Source organism: Hymenobacter sublimis (assembly GCF_023101345.1).
GTDB lineage: Bacteria > Bacteroidota > Bacteroidia > Cytophagales > Hymenobacteraceae > Hymenobacter > Hymenobacter sublimis.
The window spans coordinates 1,863,434-1,885,017 of sequence record NZ_CP095848.1; the positions used below are offsets into that span (position 1 = coordinate 1,863,434).

The following is a 21,584-nucleotide window of genomic DNA, read 5'->3' on the forward strand; positions in this document are numbered from 1 at the left end:
CATTCGCACAAGAATAAACTTACATATTTCGCCGATACTGGCCGCCTACCTCAAACAGGGCGTTCGTAATCTGGCCTAGGGAGCAGAACTTCACGGTTTCCATCAGCTCCTCGAAGAGGTTGCCGTTGGCTACTGCCACTTGTTGCAGCTGCTTCAGGCGCTGCTCGGCGGTGCCTTGGTTGCGGGCGTGCAGGTTCTGGAGCATAGCTATTTGATACTGCTTTTCCTCCTCCGTGGCGCGGATTACCTCAGCCGGGATGACTGTGGGTGAGCCTTTGGAGGAGAGGAAGGTGTTCACGCCGATGATGGGGTACTCGCCAGTGTGCTTGAGCATCTCATAGTGCATGCTTTCTTCCTGAATCTTGCCGCGCTGGTACATGGTTTCCATGGCGCCCAGCACGCCGCCGCGCTCCGTGATGCGGTCAAACTCCAGCAGCACCGCTTCTTCCACTAGGTCAGTGAGTTCTTCGATGATGAAGGAGCCTTGCAGCGGGTTTTCGTTCTTGGCCAGGCCTAGCTCCCGATTGATGATGAGCTGAATGGCCATGGCCCGGCGCACCGATTCCTCGGTGGGCGTGGTAATGGCCTCATCGTAGGCGTTAGTGTGCAGGGAGTTGCAGTTATCGTAGATGGCGTAGAGGGCCTGCAACGTAGTGCGGATATCGTTGAAGTCGATTTCCTGGGCGTGCAAGCTCCGGCCGCTGGTCTGGATGTGGTACTTCAACATCTGCGAGCGGGCGTTGGCACCGTACTTCAGCTTCATGGCCTTAGCCCAGATGCGGCGCGCCACGCGGCCAATTACCGCGTACTCGGGGTCAATGCCGTTGGAGAAGAAGAACGACAGGTTGGGGGCAAAGTCGTTCACGTCCATGCCCCGGCTCACGTAGTACTCCACGAAGGTGAAGCCGTTGCTGAGGGTAAGGGCCAGCTGGGTAATGGGGTTGGCACCGGCCTCGGCAATGTGGTAGCCGGAAATTGACACCGAGTAGAAGTTGCGAACCTTCTCTTTGATGAAGTATTCCTGCACATCGCCCATGAGGCGCAGGGCAAACTCCGTGGAGAAGATGCAGGTGTTCTGGGCCTGGTCTTCCTTCAGGATGTCGGCCTGCACGGTGCCGCGCACCTGGCTGAGCGTGCGCACCTTGATGGTGGCGTACACGTCGGCGGGTAGCACCTGGTCGCCGGTTACGCCGAGCAGCATGAGGCCCAGGCCATCGTTGCCGGCGGGCAGCTCGCCTTGGTAGCTGGGGCGCGCTACCCCTTTCTCCTGATAGATGGCTTCAATCTTCTGGTTGACTTCGTCTTCTAGCCCGTGCTCCTTGATGTACAGCTCGCACTGCTGATCAATAGCGGCGTTCATGAAGAAGGCCGCCAGCTGCGCGGCCGGACCATTAATGGTCATCGACACGGAGGTAGTCGGGTTAGCCAAGTTGAAGCCGGAATACAGCTTCTTGGCATCGTCGAGGCAGGCGATGCTCACGCCGGCGTTACCGATTTTGCCGTAGATGTCGGGCCGGTGGTCGGGGTCTTCGCCGTAGAGCGTTACGGAGTCGAAGGCCGTGCTCAGGCGCTTGGCCGGCAGGCCGGCCGATACGTAGTGGAAGCGGCGGTTAGTGCGCTCGGGTCCACCTTCGCCGGCAAACATGCGGGTAGGGTCTTCGCCTTCGCGCTTGAAGGGAAACACGCCGGCCGTGTAGGGAAACTCGCCGGGCACGTTTTCCTGTAGCTGCCAGCGCAGCAAATCACCCCAGGCCGTGTAGCGCGGCAGGCTGACCTTGGGAATCTGCTGGTTCGAGAGGCTGGTAGTGTGGGTCTGGATGCGGATTTCCTTGTCGCGCACCTTGAAGATGAACTCGGGGGCTTTGTAAGCGGCTACCTTTTGCGGCCAGGTCTCCAGGAGTTTCCAGTTTTGGCCGTCCAGCCGGAGCTTGATTTCCTCGAAGGTGCTCTCCAGGCCGGCGACGAGGTTTCCTGATCCGGGGGCGTTGCTGCCGTTCCCAGCGCCAGATCCTCCACCGGCGGGGTTACTTCCGAGGCTTTGGACGGCTCCGATGGCTTGCCGGATTCCGTAGAGCTGCTGAGCGGTGTCAGACTGTTTTTGAACCCACTGGTCATATTGGCGGTTGGTTTCGGCTATTTCAGAAAGGTAACGCGTGCGGTGAGGCGGAATGATATAAATCTTCTCCGAATCCTCCTTGGTAGTCTCAAGCTGCGAGGCAAACGGCACGCCCGTCTTGGCTTCTACGGTGGCCAGCACAGCCCGGTACAGCCGGTTCATGCCGGGGTCGTTGAACTGGGAGGCGATGGTACCGAACACCGGCATCGAGTCCAGAGGCGTGTCCCAGAGCTGGTGGTTGCGCTGGAACTGCTTGCGCACGTCGCGCAGCGCATCGAGGGCGCCGCGCTTGTCGAACTTGTTGAGGGCAATGACGTCGGCAAAATCGAGCATGTCGATTTTCTCCAGCTGGGTAGCGGCGCCGTACTCCGGCGTCATCACGTACAGGCTGGCGTCGGAGTGCTCAATGATTTCCGTATCCGACTGGCCGATGCCGGAGGTTTCGAGGATAATCAGGTCGAAGTCGGCGGCGCGCACCACGTCCACGGCATCCTGCACATACTTGCTCAGGGCCAGGTTGCTCTGGCGCGTAGCCAGGCTGCGCATGTACACCCGCGGCGAGTTGATGGAGTTCATCCGGATACGGTCGCCTAGGAGGGCCCCGCCGGTTTTGCGCTTGCTGGGATCCACCGAAATGATGGCAATGGTTTTCTCCGGAAAGTCGAGCAGGAAGCGGCGCACCAGCTCGTCTACTAGGCTCGACTTACCCGCACCGCCCGTGCCCGTGATGCCCAGGATCGGGGCCTTCGAGGTGCCGACGGGGGTAGGGTCGAGGCGTTGATCATTGCCCGCTTCCGACTGCTGAAAATCAGCAATCAGCTGGCCTTTCACCCGCTCAAACTCCTGGGGGAAGTTTTCGGCGGCCGAAATCAGGCGGCCAATGCTGCGGGCGTCCTTCTCCTTTACGTGGCCAGCCTCGCCGTTAAGGTTCTGGCCGGTGGGGAAGTCCGACTTCTGGAGCAGGTCGTTGATCATGCCCTGCAGGCCCATGGCGCGGCCGTGGTCGGGGGAGTAGATGCGGGTGATGCCGTAGGCTTCTAGTTCCTCGATTTCGGTGGGCAGAATTACGCCGCCGCCGCCACCGAAGATTTTTACGTGCCCCGCGCCGCGCTCCTTGAGCAAGTCAAACATGTACTTGAAGTACTCGTTGTGGCCGCCCTGGTAGGAGGTAATGGCAATGGCCTGGGCGTCTTCCTGAATGGCGCAGTCCACGATTTCCTGCACCGAGCGGTTGTGGCCCAGGTGAATTACTTCGGCGCCGCTGCTCTGAATGATGCGGCGCATGATATTAATGGCGGCGTCGTGACCATCAAACAGGGCCGCCGCCGTCACGATGCGGATGTGGTTTTGGGGCTTATACGGAGCTACGGGAGCTGCTTGCATAGCGCGGAAGGTTTGGGTGGAATTTGGGGTAGCGAAGGTACGAAAAAAGCCCCGGCGGGGTGGGCCGGGGCTGGTTCAGCAGTCATAAGCAGCACAAGGGTGGCGTAGCTGACCGCTCAGGCCACCGCCGGCCTCACTCTTGCCAGCTCTGGACCTTCAGGTACATGCTAGGTTGCATGGGGAAAGTGGTCCACTGGGCCTGACTTTTGTTCCGGCTGAATACCCGGTGCAGTGGAGCCGGAAACACGGCCGGAATGCCAAAGAACCAGCGCTCCGCAGAAGGCGTGTCATTATCGAGCCACTGCAGAGCCAGGGCCACCGGTTGCTTTTTCTCGAGTTGCAAGTTGTAGGAGCGCAAATCCACTGAAATCCAGCCGGTGCGTTGGTCGCGCACCACAAATTGTACGTCATCAGGCAGCAGAGCCGTAGCCGGTTTGCCGTCGCGTACCGCATACAGCATCAGCCGGAACCGGACCGCCCGGAATGGGTTGCTTTCGATATACACGTTGAAACTATCCACGTAGCAGCTTCGGGCAGGGCGGAGAAAGGTGCCAAATTCCCGACCCCGCATATCGCGGGGGCCGGTGCTGTCCTGACTCATGCTGCTGATGCCCCAACGGGCCATACCGCTTTTGCCGGAGTGGCCTAGCACTTCCGGGCGTAGCTGCCGGTGCCGCACGGTTACTTCTCGCAATGCCTGCGCCCGGGGCCGCAGCTTCATCAGGGCCGCGTGTTGCTGTCGCAAAGCTGGTAGCGGTACCCGAACCGGCCAGTACCCTACGCAGGACACAACCACGGTATCCTGGGACGTCAGTTCCGGCGAGTCGGGGAAACTAAAGCGGCCTTGCGCATCGGTCACCGTTCCGAAAGGTTTATTCCGCACGCCCACGGAGGCAAACGGCATGGGCGTAGTCAGGGAATCGTGCAGCACGGTGCCGTGCAGCGCTTGGGCGTGTAGCCCGCAGGCCGGGAGCAGAAGGAGCAATACATTCCCCCAAAAGGTAAACCGCATACGAATTATTGGACGTTGGATAGGTACAGCTAGCAGAGCGTTGGGCAAGGGCAATGCGTTGCAAAGCGCATAAAAAAAGCCCCGGTGGGGTGGGCCGGGGCAGCTATAGAAGCACCCATGCAGCAGATGCAGGCGGCCGTGTTGTAGGCTTGAACTCCCGTGCGACGACCTTTGATAGCCGAGTGATAAGCTCGAACGCCCGCGCGACGACCTTTAACGGTCGCATGGCAGGCTGAGTTAAGTGCGTGACGCCCTTGAACGGTCGTGCAACAGTCTTTGCTAATTGCGTGATACGCTTAGTTGGATACACAGTAGGCTTACTGAAGGGCGCGACAGGCTTAAACCTGTAGGCCGCCTACCAGGAGCGGCTATCATTGCTTTGGGAGCCGTTGGAAATTCTACAAAAGAAGCTCAAAAGGGGTAGTAAGAGGCTTTTCGGAAAAGAAAAAACCAAAAACAGAAGTTAAGCTTCTTCGTCAAAGTCAGCAATAAAATCCCTGCCTCCTGTAGTGTTGAAGCTATTCAGCACTATCTCTAGGGCTTCTAGAGGTATATTCATTGACTCGAAGGCTTCAAAGCTTACCCGTTTCTGGTCATCGTGCCTAAATAGTTCTAGTAGTAGAATCGACTTGCTGCCAGTGTACTCAAATAACTGCCAACCAAGACCGTCTCGTGGATTTACGTCGCTCGCTAGTACTATACCGAACCGCCTATTCTCAATTGTAAAACCCATTGCTTATTAAAAAGGTCGATGGTTGAGCTAGTTACCGCAGCTCCGCCAGCCGCAGCCGGAACCCTGGCAGCACGGCTTCGCCGGATATCTCCTTCTCAAAGCCCTGCACGAGTTCCGGTTCCGGCTGGCCGGGGCGGTAGAGGTAGGCCGTTTCGGTTTCCGGTACAATGAGCCATGCCAATTGGGCACCGTTGCGGAGCCAGTCGAGCATTTTGGCCTGCAGGGTTTTTGTGGAGTCGGAGGACGATTTCAGCTCCACCACAAACTCCGGGCACACGGGGGCGAATTTGTCCTGCTGCTCGGTGGTCAGGGCGTTCCACTTGGCCGCTGAAACCCAGGAAGCATCTGGCGACAGTACGGAGCCATCAGGGAGAGTAAAACCGGTGTTGGAATCAAATACCTCGCCTTGTTGTGAATGCTGGGCATACCAGCTGTAGAGTTGCCCGGTAAGGCGTGCGTTACGTTTGCCGGAACGGCTGCCAGTAGGCGACATAAGTAGTATTTCGTGGTTGGCAGTACGCTCAATCCGCAAGTCGGAGTTCAACTGGCAAAAGTCGAAAAACTCGTCGTCCGACATATTGGCCAGCACCGGGCTGCGGAGCGTAATGACATCTTCAGTGATGGTAGGGCGCATAACGGATCTAGTGTAGACAAGCGGAAGATACGCAAAAACGGGGTGGCAGACCAGCTACGGTAGCTTTACTCCGTCAGCACCGTAAAGTACAGGCTGGGTTGCAGTTCGTGCAGGGTCCAGGCCGCCTCGCTGTTCTCGCGCTCTACCATTACTTGTTTGGGCTGCCGTGTCACGGGTATCGAGAAGTACTTGTCCCACGGATTCGTTTTCTCGCTCTGCAGCCACTGAACGGTAGCTACTACCGGCTGGGCTTCCAGCATGATTTCGTAGGGTCGCAAATCTACCGTAAGCCAGCCCCGTTGGCGGTTGCTGCATACCAACTGCACGTCGCGGGAGAGTAGCGCCCGACCCGGCCGGCCCTGCTCCAGCACGTACAGGTTCAGGCGGAAGCGCAGGTGCTCGTAGGTATTGGCCGACAGAAAAACGTGGAATTCTTCGAGGTAGGTACGGCGGGTAGGCCGCAGCACGGTGCCTAGTTCCCAGCCCCATTCATCGTCTACGGTTTCCTTGCCGCTGGAGCCTCCCGTCCAGAGCACGTCGGCCTTTTCCTTGTTGCGGCCCAGCTGGCCCGGCCGCACCCGGCGGTGCTCCACTACCACCGTACCCAGGGCCTGCTCCTGCGGGGCCAGCCGAAATTCGCGTTGCCCGGCAGCCAAGGCCGCCGGCAGTACTACCTGCCGGGAAAAGCCCACACAGGTAACCACCAAAGTATCCTGCAGACTCGGCAGGCGTAGTAGGTAGCGGCCCTGCTCATCGGCCACGGTGCCTAGTCCCCGGCCCGGCACGCCTAGGGTAGCAAAAGGTACCGGCTCATTGGTTTGGGTATGCAGAATTCGGCCTTCGAGAATGATGTTCTGGGCCCGCAGGCCGAAACTCACAAGCGAGAATAGAAGCAGTAAACGAAATCTGGGTGGCATTCTAAAAAAGGCAAGACAGAGCACCGCCTTGGTGGATGGGGTGCAATATACGCCCGCCGCGTGGGTCAACTCTTGCAAAAGGTGACGACACAACAAAACGGCTGGGGCCCTTGTCCTCGCCTCAGCCGTTCGGCCGCTTGACCAGCCAGTTACTTGTTGGCCTGCTTCTCCAGAGCTTGCAGCAACTCATCAGCGGCGTTTTCGATATCGGAGTAGCCTTGCTGGGCCGCTCGCTCCTTGGCCGCAATAAGGCCGTCACGGTGTACGGTTTTAAAGTCGCCGTAGGGAAAGTGGTAGTGGCCCTTGGTGTCTTTACCCTTGCTAGTATCCAGGCCCAGGTGCCAGTTAGCGTATTCGGCTATTTCATGCGTTTGCAAGAATGTGTTTTCCTGGCGGGCGTCGGGGTTGTGCTGGCTCCAGTGGCCTTCGTCGTTTTTAAATTTGCCCTCCCGGATGAGTTGTTTTGCAAACGTAACGGCTTCGGAATTTACTTGAACGCTCATACGGGAAAGGGTAAAGTGGAGGGATATAACCCCTTACGAACGACTGTCAACGGGGTTAAAATTACCAGCTACCGCCTACCTACTTCTGGGGCTACATACTTAATAGGCTGAAAGCAAAAATCACCCCTAGGCAGCCATCAGAGGCCACCTAGGGGTGATGTGCTAAATTCGCCGACGTAGGGCGGTACCTTATTCGTTTGCCAAGGCCTGCACGCCCGCTTCAGCTACGGCGTGGTCGTCCTCTACGGTACTACCCGACACGCCAATGGCGCCAAATATCTGCCCTTCGCTATTCTTGAGCGGAATACCGCCGGGAAAGGTGATGAGCCCACCATTTGAGTGCTCAATGTTGTACAGGGAGCCGCCGGGCTGCGAAAGTCCCCCGATGGCGCCCGTAGGCATGTCGAAGAAACGTGCCGTTTTGGCCTTTTTGATGGAGATATCCAGGGAGCCCAACCAAGCATCATCCATGCGGATGAAGGCCACCAGATTAGCCCCGGAGTCAACGACGGCAATGTTCATTTTGACGCCCATTTGCTGCGCCTTTTCGTGAGCGGCTTGCAGGGCCCGTTGCGCTTGCTGAAGAGTAATACCCATACGTGTTATCTGATTAGCAGGAAAGAAAGTTTCGTAGTCAAGAACGACATCCGCGGCACATTGTTCGGCCGGTACAGCGGTAGCCCTGACTTGGCTACCGGTTTGTTTCGACTCACTGGTTCTAAGCAGCGTGAAAGGGTAGGAGCTAGCCGAAAGCCCTTGCCGAACCCTACAGGGCCGCGCGTTGGGACAGGAGCGGGTAAACGGGCTCCGTTAGCTTTTACGGGTCGTTTTTTGTACCTTCGCCTTTGGAAAAAACCGCCTCTAGTGAAGAACATCCGCAATTTCTGCATCATCGCCCACATCGACCACGGCAAGAGCACCCTGGCCGACCGTCTCCTGGAATTTACCAGCACGGTAGCCAAGCGCGATATGCAAGCCCAACTGCTCGACAACATGGATCTGGAGCGGGAGCGGGGCATTACTATCAAGAGCCACGCCATTCAAATGCAGTATCAGTACAAGGGCGAGCAGTACACGCTCAACCTGATTGATACGCCCGGCCACGTCGATTTTAGCTACGAGGTATCCCGTTCCATTGCGGCTTGCGAAGGCGCTCTGCTCATCGTGGATTCCTCCCAAGGAATTGAAGCCCAGACCATTAGCAATCTATACCTGGCTATTGGCTCTGACCTGACTATTATTCCGGTTCTTAATAAAATTGACCTGCCTCACTCCATGCCAGAGGAGGTGTCAGATGAGATTGTGGACCTGATTGGCTGTGAGCGGGAGGAAATTATTCCTGCTTCGGGTAAATCTGGGATTGGTATTGAGGCCATTCTAAACGCCATTTGTGAGCGAATTCCGGCCCCCACCGGTGACCCGGAAGCTCCCCTGCAGGCCCTAATTTTCGACTCGGTCTTTAACTCCTACCGCGGCATTGAGGTGTTGTTCCGCATCAAGAACGGCACCATGCGCAAGGGCGACAAGCTCCGATTCATGGCCACGGGCAAGGAATACGGCGCCGATGAAATTGGTATTCTGGGCCTGAACCAGGAGCCCCGGCCCGAAATTGGGGCCGGCAACGTGGGCTATCTGATTTCCGGTATTAAGGAGGCCCGCGAGGTAAAAGTAGGCGACACCATCACGCACGTAGCACGCCCCACGGCCGAAGCTATTCAGGGTTTCGAGGACGTGAAGCCCATGGTATTCGCCGGCATTTACCCCGTGGATACCACCGAGTACGAGGAGCTACGTTCCTGCATGGAAAAGCTCCAGCTCAATGACGCCTCCCTGGTGTGGGAACCCGAAACGTCCGTGGCCCTGGGCTTCGGCTTCCGGTGCGGCTTTCTCGGGATGCTGCACATGGAAATTGTGCAGGAGCGTCTGGAACGGGAGTTTGACATGACGGTGATTACCACCGTTCCCTCGGTGCAGTTCCACGCTACCGGCACCAAGGACCAGCTCCTGACCATCAATGCGCCCTCCGAAATGCCGGAGCCCAACGTTATTAAGCGCATTGAGGAGCCCTATATCAAAGCTCAAATCATCACGGCTGCTGACTACGTAGGGCCCATTATTACGCTGTGCATGGAAAAGCGCGGCATCATCAAGGGCCAAAGCTACCTGACCTCGGAGCGGGTAGAGCTGACCTTCGAGTTACCCTTGTCGGAAATTGTGTTTGACTTCTTTGACAAGCTAAAAACCATTTCTCGCGGCTACGCTTCCCTCGACTACGAGCTGATCGGCTTCCGCGAATCGGACATGGTGAAGCTGGACGTGATGTTAAACGGGGAGAAAGTAGATGCCTTGTCGGCCATCGTGCACCGCTCCAAAAGCTACGACTGGGGCCGCCGCCTCTGTGAGAAACTTCGGGAGCTGCTCCCGCGCCAGCAGTTCGAAATTGCTATTCAGGCCAGCATTGGGCAAAAAATCATTGCCCGTGAAACGGTAAAAGCCCTCCGCAAAAACGTAATTGCCAAGTGCTACGGCGGCGACATCAGCCGCAAGCGCAAGCTGCTTGAAAAGCAGAAGGAAGGTAAGAAACGGATGCGCCAGGTAGGTTCCGTAGAAATTCCGCAAGAGGCATTTTTGGCCGTACTCAAAATCGATTAGCATACCAAGCGCGGCCCGAAACGGGCCGCGCTTTTTGTTTCCACCACGTTTCTTTTTCACCTCATACACTTCTTGACACGGCGTGTAATGATTAACCATCGCAGAACATGTCCGATAACCTTCTCAAGAACTGTACGAGCCAGGATCAACTAGACAAAATCATCAAAGGGCAGGAGCGCAAGTTCCGGTGGCGCGACGATTGGCCTGCAATGGAGGCCGCTCTGCAAGCTGCCGGTACTGCCGCCATTGCCGCGCACGGCCACAAACGGATTCTCGACCACCCTCAAGACTTAGCCTAATCTTCGTACCCATGACCACTGCCCCCGACGCCACTACCTACCGCCTGATTGACGGCAAGCAAACCGCCGAGGCCATTAAAGAGGAAATTGCCGCTGAGGTTAGCCAGCGCAAAGCTGCCGGCCAAAAGGTGCCGCACCTGGCCGCTGTTCTGGTTGGCCACGATGGTGGCTCCGAAACTTACGTGCGCAACAAAGTGCTGGCCTGCGAACGGGTAGGATTCGAGAGCACGCTGTTGCGCTACGAGGACGACATCACGGAGGCTGAACTGCTGACCAAAGTGGATGAGCTAAACCAAGACGACAGCATAGACGGATTCATTGTGCAGCTGCCCCTACCCAAGCACATTGACACGAACAAGGTCATTGAGGCCATCCGTCCGGAAAAGGACGTAGACGGTTTCCACCCTATGAACATCGGCCGGATGGTTGCGGGATTGCCGGCCTTGCTACCCGCTACCCCTTCCGGCATTGTGGAGCTGCTGCGCCGCTACGAGTTGCCGACCGATGGCAAACACTGCGTCGTAATCGGACGTAGTAACATTGTGGGTACTCCGGTTAGTATACTACTAGCCAAGAACTTAGAGCCAGGCAACTGTACAGTTACTTTATGCCACTCTCGAACCCAGAACTTGGCAGAAATAACCCGCTCTGCAGACATTTTGGTAGCGGCGCTAGGCCGGCCGGAGTTTGTTACCGCCGATATGGTTAAGCCCGGCGCGGTCATTGTTGATGTGGGTACAACCCGGGTCGAAGACGCTACCAAGAAATCGGGGTGGGCGCTTAAGGGAGATGTAAACTTCGCCCAGGTGGCACCGTTAGCTTCCTACATTACGCCGGTGCCGGGTGGGGTAGGCCCCATGACCATTGCCATGCTGTTGCTGAACACGCTGCGGGCAGCCAAAGGAGAGGTATATCCAAAGTAAATGGGCTGGTGACCCTAGGTAGCGCTACCTCATAGCTAAACCCAATAGGTTATCGTTCAGCTTCAACCCTTACGTTGGGCCTCAAAATCCAATTAAAACCGCCTCAGGCTTTTAGAATTGGGGGCGGTGTACTACTTTTAAAGTCGGGCCGTTGGTAAACAGGTCTGGTGCTAGCCCACCGGACCCGCCCCAGCGGCCCGGCTTATTATTTTCAGAATACGCGTTTTGCTGCACGAACTTCCCGTTACGTCGGCAGCCCCGACCCAGGCGGCTGCGGCGCTTACACTGCCCGTTATGGAGCAGTTTTATACGATTCAGGGCGAAGGCTACAACACTGGCCGTGCCGCTTATTTCATTCGCCTCGGCGGGTGTGATGTGGGGTGCGTGTGGTGCGATGTGAAGGAGTCGTGGCCCCTGGACGCACACCCGCGCCAGACCCTGGCTGAACTAGTTGCCGCCGTTACCGCGGAGCCCGGCCGTAACGTGGTCATCACTGGGGGCGAGCCGCTTATGCATGATCTGGGCCCCCTAACTACAGCCTTACACGCAGCCGGCTGCCGCACCTGGATTGAAACCAGTGGGGCCTACCCACTCAGCGGAGAGTGGAACTGGATTTGCGTTTCGCCCAAGAAATTCAAAGCCCCGCTGCCTTCCGTGCTAGCTGCCGCCCACGAGCTGAAAATTGTGGTCTTCAACAAGAGCGATTTTGCCTGGGCCGAGCAGCACGCTGCGCTGGTTGGACCGGAGTGCCGGTTGTATTTGCAGCCGGAGTGGAGCAAGGCCACGCAGATGATGCCCCTTATTGTTGACTACGTAAAAGCCAATCCGCAGTGGCAAGTGTCGCTGCAGACTCATAAGTTCCTCGACATTCCGTAGCGCCCTACCCGCCTATGCGCCGTTTACTTTCCGTTCCGTTTGTGGTGTTGTTGGCACTAGCCGTCAGTGAGGTTGTTCCCCTTCAAGCTGTTGCGCAGGCAAAGCTTAGCACTACTAATACCAAGGCCCGTAACCTGTGGGAAAAAGCCCAGGAGCAAGCCAAAGACCGGGAGTTTACCAAGGCCATTGAAACCCTGACCCAACTCAACCAAAAGTTTCCTTCCCTAGGCGAGCCGTATCTGATGAAAGGCTCCATGCTTAAGGCCATGGGAGAGAACCGCGCCGCCTTTGAGGCCTACCGAGACGGCATAGCCAAACTCCCCCTGGATCCGGCCCGAGCTACTGATTACTACACTCTTGGGGAACTGGCCATGAGCTTTGGCGAGTATACCACGGCCGCCGATAGCTACAAAAAGTATCTGAAAACGGCCACCAAAAGCCCCCGCAACGCGCCACGGGCGCAGCGTCAACTGCTTAACTGCGAGTTTGCCCTGAAGGCAATGGCGGCCCCCACTGGCATTCAGCCGGAGCGGCTGCCCGGTCCGCTGAACACCTACCGGTTTCAGTATTTTCCGGCCCTTACCGCGGATAGCCGTTTTCTGCTCTTTACTGGTCGGCCCACGGCCGAAAGCGGGGAAGATCTGTTTGTCAGTCGCCAGAACAAGGATGGCACCCTGGATGCGCCAGCTTCCATTTCGCCGGCCATCAACACCTCGTACAACGAAGGTGCTGGTACTATTTCCGGCGACGGAAAAACGCTGGTATTCGCCTCCTGTGACCGGCCAAACTCCGTGGGCAATTGCGACCTGTATATCTCGCGGCGCACGGGTAATACCTGGAGCAAGCCGCAGAACCTGGGCCGTAACGTAAACTCACCGGAGTGGGACTCCCAACCCACCCTTTCTGCCGATGGCCGAACCCTGTATTTCACCAGCATTCGCCGCGGGGGCAAAGGCCAGGAAGACATCTACGTAACCACGCTGGGTGCTGATGGCAACTGGACCCTGGCGCGCAACGTGGGGGCCCCCGTGAACACGGCGGGCAAGGATATGGCGCCCTTCATTCATGCCAGCGGCACTACCCTGTACTATGTTACCGATGGGTTGGTGGGCATGGGCGGGCTCGACATTTATCGGTGCGAGCAGCTAGTAGGCGGCAAGTGGAACACGCCGCAGAACTTGGGTTACCCGCTCAATACCTTTGAAAACGAGGCCTCACTCTTCATTAGCTCCGATAACCGCCGGGGCTTCTGTTCCCGCTCCCGGGCTGCCGCGCCGGGGGTTAAGCAGGAGCGCGACCGTCCGGTGGAGTTGTTCGGCTTTGAAGTTCCCAAGGAAATCCGGGCCCGTGAAACGAGTACCTACACCCAGGGTCGGGTTTTTGATGCGTTTACCAAAAAGCCAATCCGGGCCGATGTGCAGCTTTACGACCTAAATACGGATGAGCTGGTGCAATACGTAGGGTCTGATGCGGAAAATGGCGAATACACGGTGGTATTGAATGAGGGTCGCCAGTATGCCATGTATGCTGCTGCCGACAAGTACCTAATGAAGAGCCTGAGCTTTGACTACAGTGATAAGCGCAGCTTTGACCCCCTGACTTTAGACATTTACCTGGAGCCCGTGCGGGCCGGACGTAGCATAGTGCTCAATAACCTCTTCTTCGACACCAAGCAATATGAGCTAAAGCCGAAGTCGCGGACGGAACTAAACCGGCTTGTGGGCTTCATGAAACAGTACCCCGATGTGCAAGTAGAAGTATCAGGACACACGGACGACGTAGGGTCCGACGACGACAACCAGCTTTTGTCCCAGAACCGGGCTAAATCGGTATACACGTATCTGGTTAGCCAGGGAGTAAAGGCCACCCGTCTGCGCTTTAGAGGCTACGGAGAAACCAAGCCACTCTCACCCAATGATTCGGAGGAGCACCGACAGCAAAACCGGCGCATTGAACTCCGCATTCTATAAAACAACGTTTTGTGACGTTAAATGAGCCCAATTGCTATAAAGCAGTTGGGTTTTTTTATTGGAGTTTTTCTTTGTTGTAAGATTATTACAGGATTCATAATGAGGCATCTATAACTTTTGGGTGAAAGTATTAAGGTAGAATAGTTATAAAAAATCTTTTTTTTATTTAATAATGAATTCTATATTTGTTCATGCTGCTGAGCTACGGATAATGGCAATTTTCTCCTCCACGGACGACTTGCCTTCCTCCTTACTCCCGCAGCATACTTATACACGCCTCACTTTTCATCCTTTTTCACATCCTACCACTATGAAGAAAATTACTCTGTTCGCGGGTCTGTTGTTGGGCCTGCAAGGAGCTGCTGTAGCTGGTTCCGAGCCGGAGGCGCCTACCAGCCTACAAGCGCGGGCAACCGCTCTCACGCGCTCCATTTCTGATAAAGCTCGCTTGGATGAGGGGCAATACCTGCGGGTAAAGCAACTGAACATCCGAATGCTAGCCGAGCAAGAAGACTTAAAAACGCGCTTTGCGGCCGATCCAACGCTACTAGACCAGCGCCTAGCTGATGCCCAGGGGCGCTACGAAAACGACCTGACCGCTTTGTTGCGTCCCGCTCAGTTGGCCTTGTTTCAACAAAGCCGCACCAGCATGACGGCTTTAGGTGCCGCACCTAAGTAAACCTTCCAGAAGAAAAGCTCACCTAAAAGTGAGCTTTTCTTCTTGGAGCGGCCTTAGAGAAGAAGGCATAATGACATGATTTTATAAGTACTATATATAATATAATTTATAGTAATAGTATATATTTAGCTACCTGCTATTGAGTCGCTTTTTATTTCTGGTTTTCCACTTTCCACCAACCCTACACCATTATGAAAAACGGATTCATTTGCCTGGCATTTGCCCTGCTGCTAGCCGCAGGTACTACCCACGCTGCCCCCGCTGACGGTGGTAAGCTCTCTACCCGTGCCACGGAACTCACCCGGCGCATGGCAGAGCGCACCAAGCTCAGCGAAGGACAGTATGTGAAGGTTCGGCAACTCAACCTGCGCTTGCTTACTGAAATGGCCGAAGCTCGCAAGCAGTTCGCCTCAGATGCCGCTGGTCTCGACAAAACCCTCGCCGACGTACAGATGCGTTACGAGTGGGACCTGGCCTCCATCTTGTGGCCCAAGCAGCTTGCCGCCTACGACGACATCAAACAAAACTTTACCGCTGCCAGTATCCGCTAGCCCTATCATAAGCCAGCATACTTCTCTGGACGCAAAAAAGCCCGCTGTAGCGGGCTTTTTTGTTGTAAGCAGAGCTCTTTCAGAAGTGGAAACTACGAACGCTGCTGAATGGGCGTATAGTCGCGCGCTGTTTCGCCGGTGTAGATCTGGCGGGGGCGACCAATCGGCTCCTTGTTCTCGCGCATTTCCTTCCACTGGGCAATCCAGCCGGGTAGGCGACCCAAGGCAAACATCACCGTAAACATCTCCGTTGGGATGCCCAAGGCTTTGTAGATGATACCGGAGTAGAAGTCTACGTTCGGGTAAAGCTTGCGCTGGATAAAGTACTCGTCGGTAAGAGCAGCTTGCTCCAGTTCCTTCGCAATTTTCAGCAGGGGGCTGTCCTGCAGGCCCAGGGCAGCCAGCACCTCATCGGCGGCCTTCTTGATGATGGTAGCGCGCGGGTCGAAGTTCTTGTAGACGCGGTGGCCGAAGCCCATCAGGCGGAAGGAATCGTTTTTATCCTTCGCCTTATCGATGAACTTGCTGGTGTCGCCACCGTCACGCTCAATGGCTTCCAGCATTTCCACAACCTCCTGGTTGGCGCCGCCGTGTAGCGGGCCCCACAAAGCGTTAATACCAGCCGAAACCGAGCCGTACAGCGAAGCGTTGGCTGAGCCTACCAAGCGTACCGTGGAAGTAGAGCAATTCTGCTCGTGGTCGGCGTGCAAGATGAGCAGCTTGTTCAGAGCACTTACTACCACCGGGTTCAACTCGTACTTTTCGGTAGGGAAGCTGAACATCATGTGCAGGAAGTTGGAGCAATAGTCCATATCATTCCGCGGGTAGTTCAGCGGGTGACCCATCTGGTTTTTATAGGTCCAGGCTGCAATGGTGGGCAGTTTGGCCATGAGACGAATAACGTTCAGGTCAATCTCCTCCTTGCTCAGGTCTGGCGACACGCTTTCGGGGTAGAAGGCGGTGAGCGAGCAGATCAGGCTGCTCAGGATGGCCATGGGGTGAGCCGCCGACGGGAAGCCGTCAAAAATCTTGCGCACATCTTCGTGCACCAGCGTGTGCTTGGTAATCTGGTTGCTGAAGTTCTGAAGCTCGGCTTCGGTAGGCAGCTTACCATAAATCAGCAGGTAGGCCACTTCAATGAACGAGGACTTCTCGGCCAACTGCTCAATGGGGTAGCCGCGGTAGCGCAGAATACCTTCTTCGCCGTCGAGGAAGGTAATAGCGCTTTTCGTGGCGCCGGTATTCTTGTAACCCGAGTCCAGGGTAACGTAGCCCGTTTGGTCGCGCAGCTTACCAATGTCGAAAGCCTTTTCTTGCTCGGTGCCTTCAATAACCGGGAGAGAGTACGATTTCCCGTCGAGGATCAGTTCAGCAGATTCTGCCATATGCGTAAGGTGAAGGGTGGGTTGCGGGGCGAAACTAAAGAATTACCAAGTAGCAGTAAAACCCCGTGAGAGTTTGGCGCCTATAGTACAATCCGGCCCGGGTTGTTGTTTAAGATGGGGTGAAACGCAAAGAAAAGCCCCGAACCGGATAAGTATGGCATAAAGCCGGATTTTTTCCGGCTAACTGCCCAGATTTATTCCAGCCAGACCTTCCGCCTTCGTGGAAAATAGGTGGCTAAGCTTACAGGTGAAGCAACAGTGGGTGATACCCTAATACTCATGGGCGGGCCTACTCAGCGGCCTATTTGCCAATGCAGAACTGTGTGAAGATGCTGGTGAGCAGGTCGTCGCTGCTGATTTCGCCGGTAATCTGGCCCAGGGTAGCCAGCGCATGCCGCAGATCAGCTGCCAGCAACTCCGTCCCGGCGCCGGTGGCTAGGCCTTGCACGACGGCCTCCAGGTGAAGCGCCGCTTGCTCTAGGCTGCGAGCGTGCCGGACGTTGGTAACAATAGTGCTGGAGCCAGTTCGGTCCAGGCCTTCACCACGCACCCGCGTCAGCAGGGCTTCGCGTAGCTCGTCGAGTCCGTCGCCGCGGGAGGCGGCAATCAGCACGGTGTTTGGCCGCTCGTCGTAGGCCGCTTGCTCGGTGTCGCTGGCCACATCCAGCTTGTTTCCAACCGCCAGTAGCGGAATGCCTGCTGGTAGTTGTAAAGCGTCAATCTCCGCTTGAAGACCCGTAGGGGTAGTGGTCGTAATATCAAACAGATATATAACCAAAGCTGCTTGCTGAACCCGCTTTAATGTCCGCTCTACTCCCATGGATTCTACTACGTCCGTGGTGTCGCGCAGGCCCGCCGTATCTACGAACCGGAAGCGGATGCCGTCGAGGCTGACTTCGTCCTCAATCAGGTCGCGGGTGGTGCCGGCAATGGCTGAAACGATGGCGCGCTCCTCATTAAGCAACGCGTTCAGCAGGGTGCTTTTGCCGGCATTGGGCCGCCCGGCAATTACGGTGGTCACGCCATGCTTAATAACGTTGCCTAACTCAAAGGAGCGCAGCAGGCGGCGCACCAGGGTCTGCACTTCTTCCAGCAGGCGCACTAGGCCGGTGCGGTCGGCAAACTCCACGTCCTCCTCGCCGAAGTCCAGTTCCAACTCCAGCAGGGCCGCAAACTGCACCAAGCGTCCGCGCAGGTCCTTTAGCTCCTGGGAGAAGCCACCCCGCATTTGCCGCATGGCTACTTGGTGCGAAAGGGCCGAGTCGGCGGCAATCAAATCGGCCACGGCCTCGGCCTGGGCTAAGTCAAAGGCGCCGTGCAGAAACGCCCGTTTGGTAAACTCCCCAGCTTCGGCCAACCGGGCCCCGCGGCGGACCAGCAAACCCAGGAGTTCCTGCACAATGTAGTCGGAGCCGTGGGTACTGATTTCCACCACGTCCTCGCGGGTGTAGGAATGCGGCCCCCGAAATAGGGAAACGACTACCTCATCAATGATCCGCTCCCCGTCCCGAACAGTTCCAACGTGGAGGGTATGGCTGGGCTGGTCGCGCAGGTGCTTGCCGGCAAACACTTCATCGGTGAGGTGAATGGCGGCGGGGCCCGAAAGGCGAACTAGGGCAATGGCCCCCGCCCCGGGCGGCGTAGACAGGGCAACGATGGTATCGGAAAGCGAAGGAGGAAGTGCAACGGCCACGGCGGCGAGGAAATGGTGTCAGCCGCAAAGGTAGGGGTTGTGACGCGGGAAATATCGGCAAATGCAGCATGGCAACTAGTGACGCCCAGCGCTATTTCGTCCGCCAACGTTACTTGTTTACTTTTCCCAAGTAGAGTTAGCCCGTGATGTACAGGTTGCGACTTACTTCCGCAGACAAAAGATGTTCCTTTGTCTTGTTAATTCTGATTTCAAACGAGTTATCAAATAAAATCTTATCCAATACTTCAATGTGAGTGCCCAGATTCAACCCTACCTTGTCAAGGTACTGCAAGAACGGAACGGACGTATTTTTAACGGCCACTACGATGCCTTGGTCGCCGGGGCGAAGGTCGGCCAGGAGGCGGTGTTGAGGGCGGTGCAGGACGCCTTCAGCAGTAGGAATGGGGTCACCGTGGGGGTCAAGCTGGGGGTAGCCCAGAAACTCGTCGAGACGCTGCACGAGCAGGTCGGAGTCGATATGCTCCATCTGTTCCGCTACGTCGTGCACCTCGTCCCAGGTAAAGCCGAGCTGCTGGACCAGGAATACCTCCCACAAGCGGTGCTTGCGGATGGTAAGCAGGGCCAGGCGCCGGCCTTCCGCCGTAAGCGTAACCCCCGGTAGCGGGTATAGTGGAGCAAGCCTTTCTCCCCGAGCCGACGGAGCATATCCGTAACGGAGGCCGCCCGGGTACGCAGGGCTTCGGCCACGCTATTCGTGCTGACTTCGCTACCCGGTTGGGCCTCCGCCAGTTTATAAATTGCTTTTAGGTAATTCTCCTCGGTGTAGCTAGGCATTTTTAGAAATGAAGAATTAAGAACGAGGAATGAAGAATTGAGAACGGCCGCTCCCGACCTGTATCAAAGTCGTGGAACGGCCAGTTCTTTATTGCTCATTCTTAATTCTTAACTGAAAAAACCTACCACTTGATAAGTGCCGAAGCCCACGTAAAGCCGGAGCCAAAGGCAGCCAAGCACACCAAGTCGCCGCGCTTGATGCGGCCTTCCTGCACGGCTTCGCTCAGCGCGATGGGCACGGAAGCCGCGGTAGTGTTGCCGTAGCGCTGGATGTTGCTGAAGATTTTGTCGTCGGAGAGGCCCATCTTCTGCTGAACGTACTGCGTGATGCGCAGATTGGCCTGGTGGGGAATCAGCATATTGATGTCCTGGGGCTGGTAGCCGTTGTGGTCGAGGGCCTCCTTGATAACCTGGGGGAAACGGACTACAGCGTGCTTGAATACGTTCTGCCCGTTCATGTAAGGATACATTTCCAGCTCGTTATCTACCACGTATTGTACGCGGTTATTACGGTTCGAGCCGGGCTCCTTTACAATCAGCTCCTCCGCATGCTCGCCCTGGGCGTGCAGGTGGGTGCTCAGGATGCCGTGTTCGGGGCGGGTGCTGGGGCGCAGCACCACCGCTCCGGCGCCATCACCAAAAATGACCGATACACCGCGGCCGCGGGTGCTGATGTCGAGGCCGGAGGAGTGAATTTCCGAGCCAACTACCAGTACCGTGTCGTACATGCCGGTTTTCACGAACTGATCGGCCATGGACAGCGCGTACACGAAGCCCGAGCACTGGTTGCGCACGTCGAAGGCCGGAATCGGAGCCTGAATGCCTAACTCCCGCTGCAACAACACGCCGGAGCCGGGAAAAAAATAGTCGGGCGACAACGTAGCAAACACAATCATTTGCACGTCGTCGGGGGTGAGATCGGCCATTTCCAGGGCCTTGCGGGCCGCGTTAGCCCCCATGTTGGCAGTGGTATCCTTGCCTTCCTCAAACCAGCGCCGCTCCCGAATGCCGGTGCGTTCCTGGATCCACTCATCGGTGGTTTCCATTAAAGTGGTGAGGTCGGCGTTGGTTACTACACGGTCGGGCACGTAGTGGCCTACACCGGCAATTTCAGACATTCGGAGAGTTGTGTTCATCAAGGGGGAATTTGCGGAGCAGTAGGTCTGAGAAACGGAGTCGAAGGTAGAAAAATTCGAGACCTGCGCCGTAAACGGGCCGCAAAGGTCGGCAGTTACTATATAGAATCCATGAGGCGGTGCAACTTTTCGGCTTCGGAGGTCCAGAAAGCTTCCGCGGGTGCTCCGCTCGGGTAGTACCACCGGGCGCTAAGTTCAGCGGCGAGGTCAGGCGCAGCCGGGTACTCGGGTTGCTGGAAGTCAAAGGCGACGCCCGCGCCGGAGGGTTGCACCAGTTGCTGCCACAAAGGGTTGGGCGGCACCAACAGGGGTAGGCCGTGGGCTAAGTACTCGAACAGCTTAGTGGGCACGCACCGAGCCGTGCTGGGGTGCGGACGGTAAGGTAGCAACCCTAGGTGGCTGCGCTGGATTTCGGCTACAACCTCAGCGTGCGGCACCAATTCTGCCCCGACTCGTAGGGTCACGGCGTCGTTGGCTTCGGCAACGGCCGCTTGCAAGCGCGGCAACAGCCCCGGCTGCTGGCAGGCCCCAATAATGGTCAGGTGGGCTAGGGGCCAAGCAGTGCGCAGATGCTGGACAAAGCGGATGGCTTCCCACACGCCGTTCAGCTCCGAAATAGTGCCGGAGTACAGCACCCGCAGGGGCTCAGTGGGGGCCGGTAAGCGGCGCGGAAAGGTGGTTGCTGATGGCGCCTGAGAGGAGTAGGGCTGATATTTGTTCTCAAGGAGCAGCGTCTTGCCAGGCTTGGCAAACGGCAATTCCTGCGCGTAGCTGCGTTCCGCTAGCAGCACTGCTGTAGCCTGCCTGGCTGCCAAAGTTTCTAGGCCGCGCACCAGGGTAGCCAGCATGTGGCGGGCCCAGGCAGGGTATACTTGCTGGGTTTGGATGTTGAGGGCGTAGTTCTCGCGCACGTCATACACAAAGCGCCGACCAGGCTTCAAGGCCTTCCATACTACGGTTAGCGGTAGTAATTCCGGCGCGTGCACCAGTACCACCTGGGGCCGGAGCTTTTGTAGCAACTGCCAGTACAGCCACTGGGCGTGCAGGCGCTGTAGACTTAGGCGAGTACCCTCAAGTAGGGCGTGGGTATGCAGATTGTGAGGAAGGCCGGAGGGGGAAGGCGCGAGGCGGCCAGCAACATGCACTTGCGTTCCGGTCCGGCTGGCTAGGGTGCGCCCAAACTTGCCCAGCATGCGGGTATCGTCGAGGGGCTTGAGCACCGAAGCCAGTAAAATGGTCAGGGAAGGCGGCATATTGGCCGTGAAGATGGTAAGTTTGCTTGTTAGTTGTCGGCGGAGGGGGGCGGCACGCGGCGGCCAGCAGCCCC

Annotated in this window: 17 protein-coding genes and 1 pseudogene; 7 read left to right on the plus strand and 11 right to left on the minus strand. The window is 56.9% G+C overall.

Annotated features, from left to right (window positions below):
- Nucleotides 1-19: 19 nt before the first annotated feature.
- The 6 genes from MWH26_RS07865 to MWH26_RS07890 form a co-directional block, all read right to left on the minus strand.
- A complete protein-coding gene (locus MWH26_RS07865) occupies nt 20-3,499 on the minus strand; it encodes a methylmalonyl-CoA mutase family protein (protein ID WP_247976770.1) in 3,480 nt (1,159 codons plus the stop codon).
- Between the two features lie 133 nt (nt 3,500-3,632).
- Nucleotides 3,633-4,484, minus strand: a complete 852-nt coding sequence (locus MWH26_RS07870; protein ID WP_247976771.1) for a carboxypeptidase-like regulatory domain-containing protein — start codon at nt 4,482-4,484, stop codon at nt 3,633-3,635.
- Between the two features lie 791 nt (nt 4,485-5,275).
- Nucleotides 5,276-5,878: a Uma2 family endonuclease gene (locus tag MWH26_RS07875; RefSeq protein WP_247976772.1), complete on the minus strand. Its 603-nt coding sequence runs from the start codon at nt 5,876-5,878 to the stop codon at nt 5,276-5,278.
- A gap of 65 nt (nt 5,879-5,943) precedes the next feature.
- On the minus strand, nt 5,944-6,756 hold the full coding sequence (locus MWH26_RS07880) for a carboxypeptidase-like regulatory domain-containing protein (RefSeq protein WP_244696050.1): 813 nt from the start codon (nt 6,754-6,756) through the stop codon (nt 5,944-5,946).
- Nucleotides 6,757-6,944: 188 nt separating this feature from the next.
- A complete protein-coding gene (locus tag MWH26_RS07885; RefSeq protein ID WP_247976773.1) occupies nt 6,945-7,298 on the minus strand; it encodes a hypothetical protein in 354 nt (117 codons plus the stop codon).
- A 189-nt stretch (nt 7,299-7,487) separates the two neighbouring features.
- Entirely contained in the window at nt 7,488-7,895 is a 408-nt protein-coding gene (locus MWH26_RS07890; protein ID WP_244696052.1) for a GlcG/HbpS family heme-binding protein, read from the minus strand.
- Nucleotides 7,896-8,162: 267 nt separating this feature from the next.
- Between MWH26_RS07890 and lepA the strand changes: the two genes are divergently transcribed.
- The 7 genes from lepA to MWH26_RS07925 all read left to right on the plus strand — a co-directional run bounded on the left by lepA (nt 8,163) and on the right by MWH26_RS07925 (nt 15,248).
- The gene (lepA, locus tag MWH26_RS07895; protein ID WP_247976774.1) at nt 8,163-9,950 is read left to right on the plus strand and encodes a translation elongation factor 4; all 1,788 of its coding nucleotides are present in this window, start codon (nt 8,163-8,165) and stop codon (nt 9,948-9,950) included.
- 107 nt (nt 9,951-10,057) lie between these two features.
- Nucleotides 10,058-10,249 (plus strand): hypothetical protein, encoded by a 192-nt coding sequence (locus MWH26_RS07900; protein WP_247976775.1) that lies wholly within the window; start codon nt 10,058-10,060, stop codon nt 10,247-10,249.
- 11 nt (nt 10,250-10,260) lie between these two features.
- A complete protein-coding gene (locus tag MWH26_RS07905) occupies nt 10,261-11,172 on the plus strand; it encodes a bifunctional 5,10-methylenetetrahydrofolate dehydrogenase/5,10-methenyltetrahydrofolate cyclohydrolase (RefSeq protein WP_247976776.1) in 912 nt (303 codons plus the stop codon).
- A 225-nt stretch (nt 11,173-11,397) separates the two neighbouring features.
- Nucleotides 11,398-12,048 (plus strand): 7-carboxy-7-deazaguanine synthase QueE, encoded by a 651-nt coding sequence (locus MWH26_RS07910; RefSeq protein ID WP_247976777.1) that lies wholly within the window; start codon nt 11,398-11,400, stop codon nt 12,046-12,048.
- A gap of 14 nt (nt 12,049-12,062) precedes the next feature.
- On the plus strand, nt 12,063-14,018 hold the full coding sequence (locus MWH26_RS07915; protein WP_244696055.1) for an OmpA family protein: 1,956 nt from the start codon (nt 12,063-12,065) through the stop codon (nt 14,016-14,018).
- Nucleotides 14,019-14,328: 310 nt separating this feature from the next.
- A complete protein-coding gene (locus MWH26_RS07920) occupies nt 14,329-14,697 on the plus strand; it encodes a hypothetical protein (RefSeq protein ID WP_244696056.1) in 369 nt (122 codons plus the stop codon).
- A gap of 191 nt (nt 14,698-14,888) precedes the next feature.
- Complete coding sequence (locus MWH26_RS07925; RefSeq protein ID WP_247976778.1) at nt 14,889-15,248, plus strand: DUF4890 domain-containing protein; 360 nt, start codon at nt 14,889-14,891, stop codon at nt 15,246-15,248.
- A gap of 92 nt (nt 15,249-15,340) precedes the next feature.
- Here MWH26_RS07925 and MWH26_RS07930 read toward each other — a convergent pair whose 3' ends face one another.
- The 5 genes and pseudogenes from MWH26_RS07930 to MWH26_RS07950 form a co-directional block, all read right to left on the minus strand.
- Nucleotides 15,341-16,633, minus strand: coding sequence for a citrate synthase (locus MWH26_RS07930; RefSeq protein ID WP_244696058.1), 1,293 nt, complete (start codon nt 16,631-16,633; stop codon nt 15,341-15,343).
- 301 nt (nt 16,634-16,934) lie between these two features.
- The gene (gene mnmE, locus MWH26_RS07935) at nt 16,935-18,326 is read right to left on the minus strand and encodes a tRNA uridine-5-carboxymethylaminomethyl(34) synthesis GTPase MnmE (RefSeq protein ID WP_247976779.1); all 1,392 of its coding nucleotides are present in this window, start codon (nt 18,324-18,326) and stop codon (nt 16,935-16,937) included.
- A 136-nt stretch (nt 18,327-18,462) separates the two neighbouring features.
- Nucleotides 18,463-19,121, minus strand: a pseudogene (locus MWH26_RS07940) (metal-dependent transcriptional regulator).
- 122 nt (nt 19,122-19,243) lie between these two features.
- Nucleotides 19,244-20,257: a 3-oxoacyl-ACP synthase III family protein gene (locus tag MWH26_RS07945; RefSeq protein ID WP_247976780.1), complete on the minus strand. Its 1,014-nt coding sequence runs from the start codon at nt 20,255-20,257 to the stop codon at nt 19,244-19,246.
- A 98-nt stretch (nt 20,258-20,355) separates the two neighbouring features.
- On the minus strand, nt 20,356-21,510 hold the full coding sequence (locus MWH26_RS07950; RefSeq protein ID WP_247976781.1) for a glycosyltransferase family protein: 1,155 nt from the start codon (nt 21,508-21,510) through the stop codon (nt 20,356-20,358).
- Nucleotides 21,511-21,584: the final 74 nt, after the last annotated feature.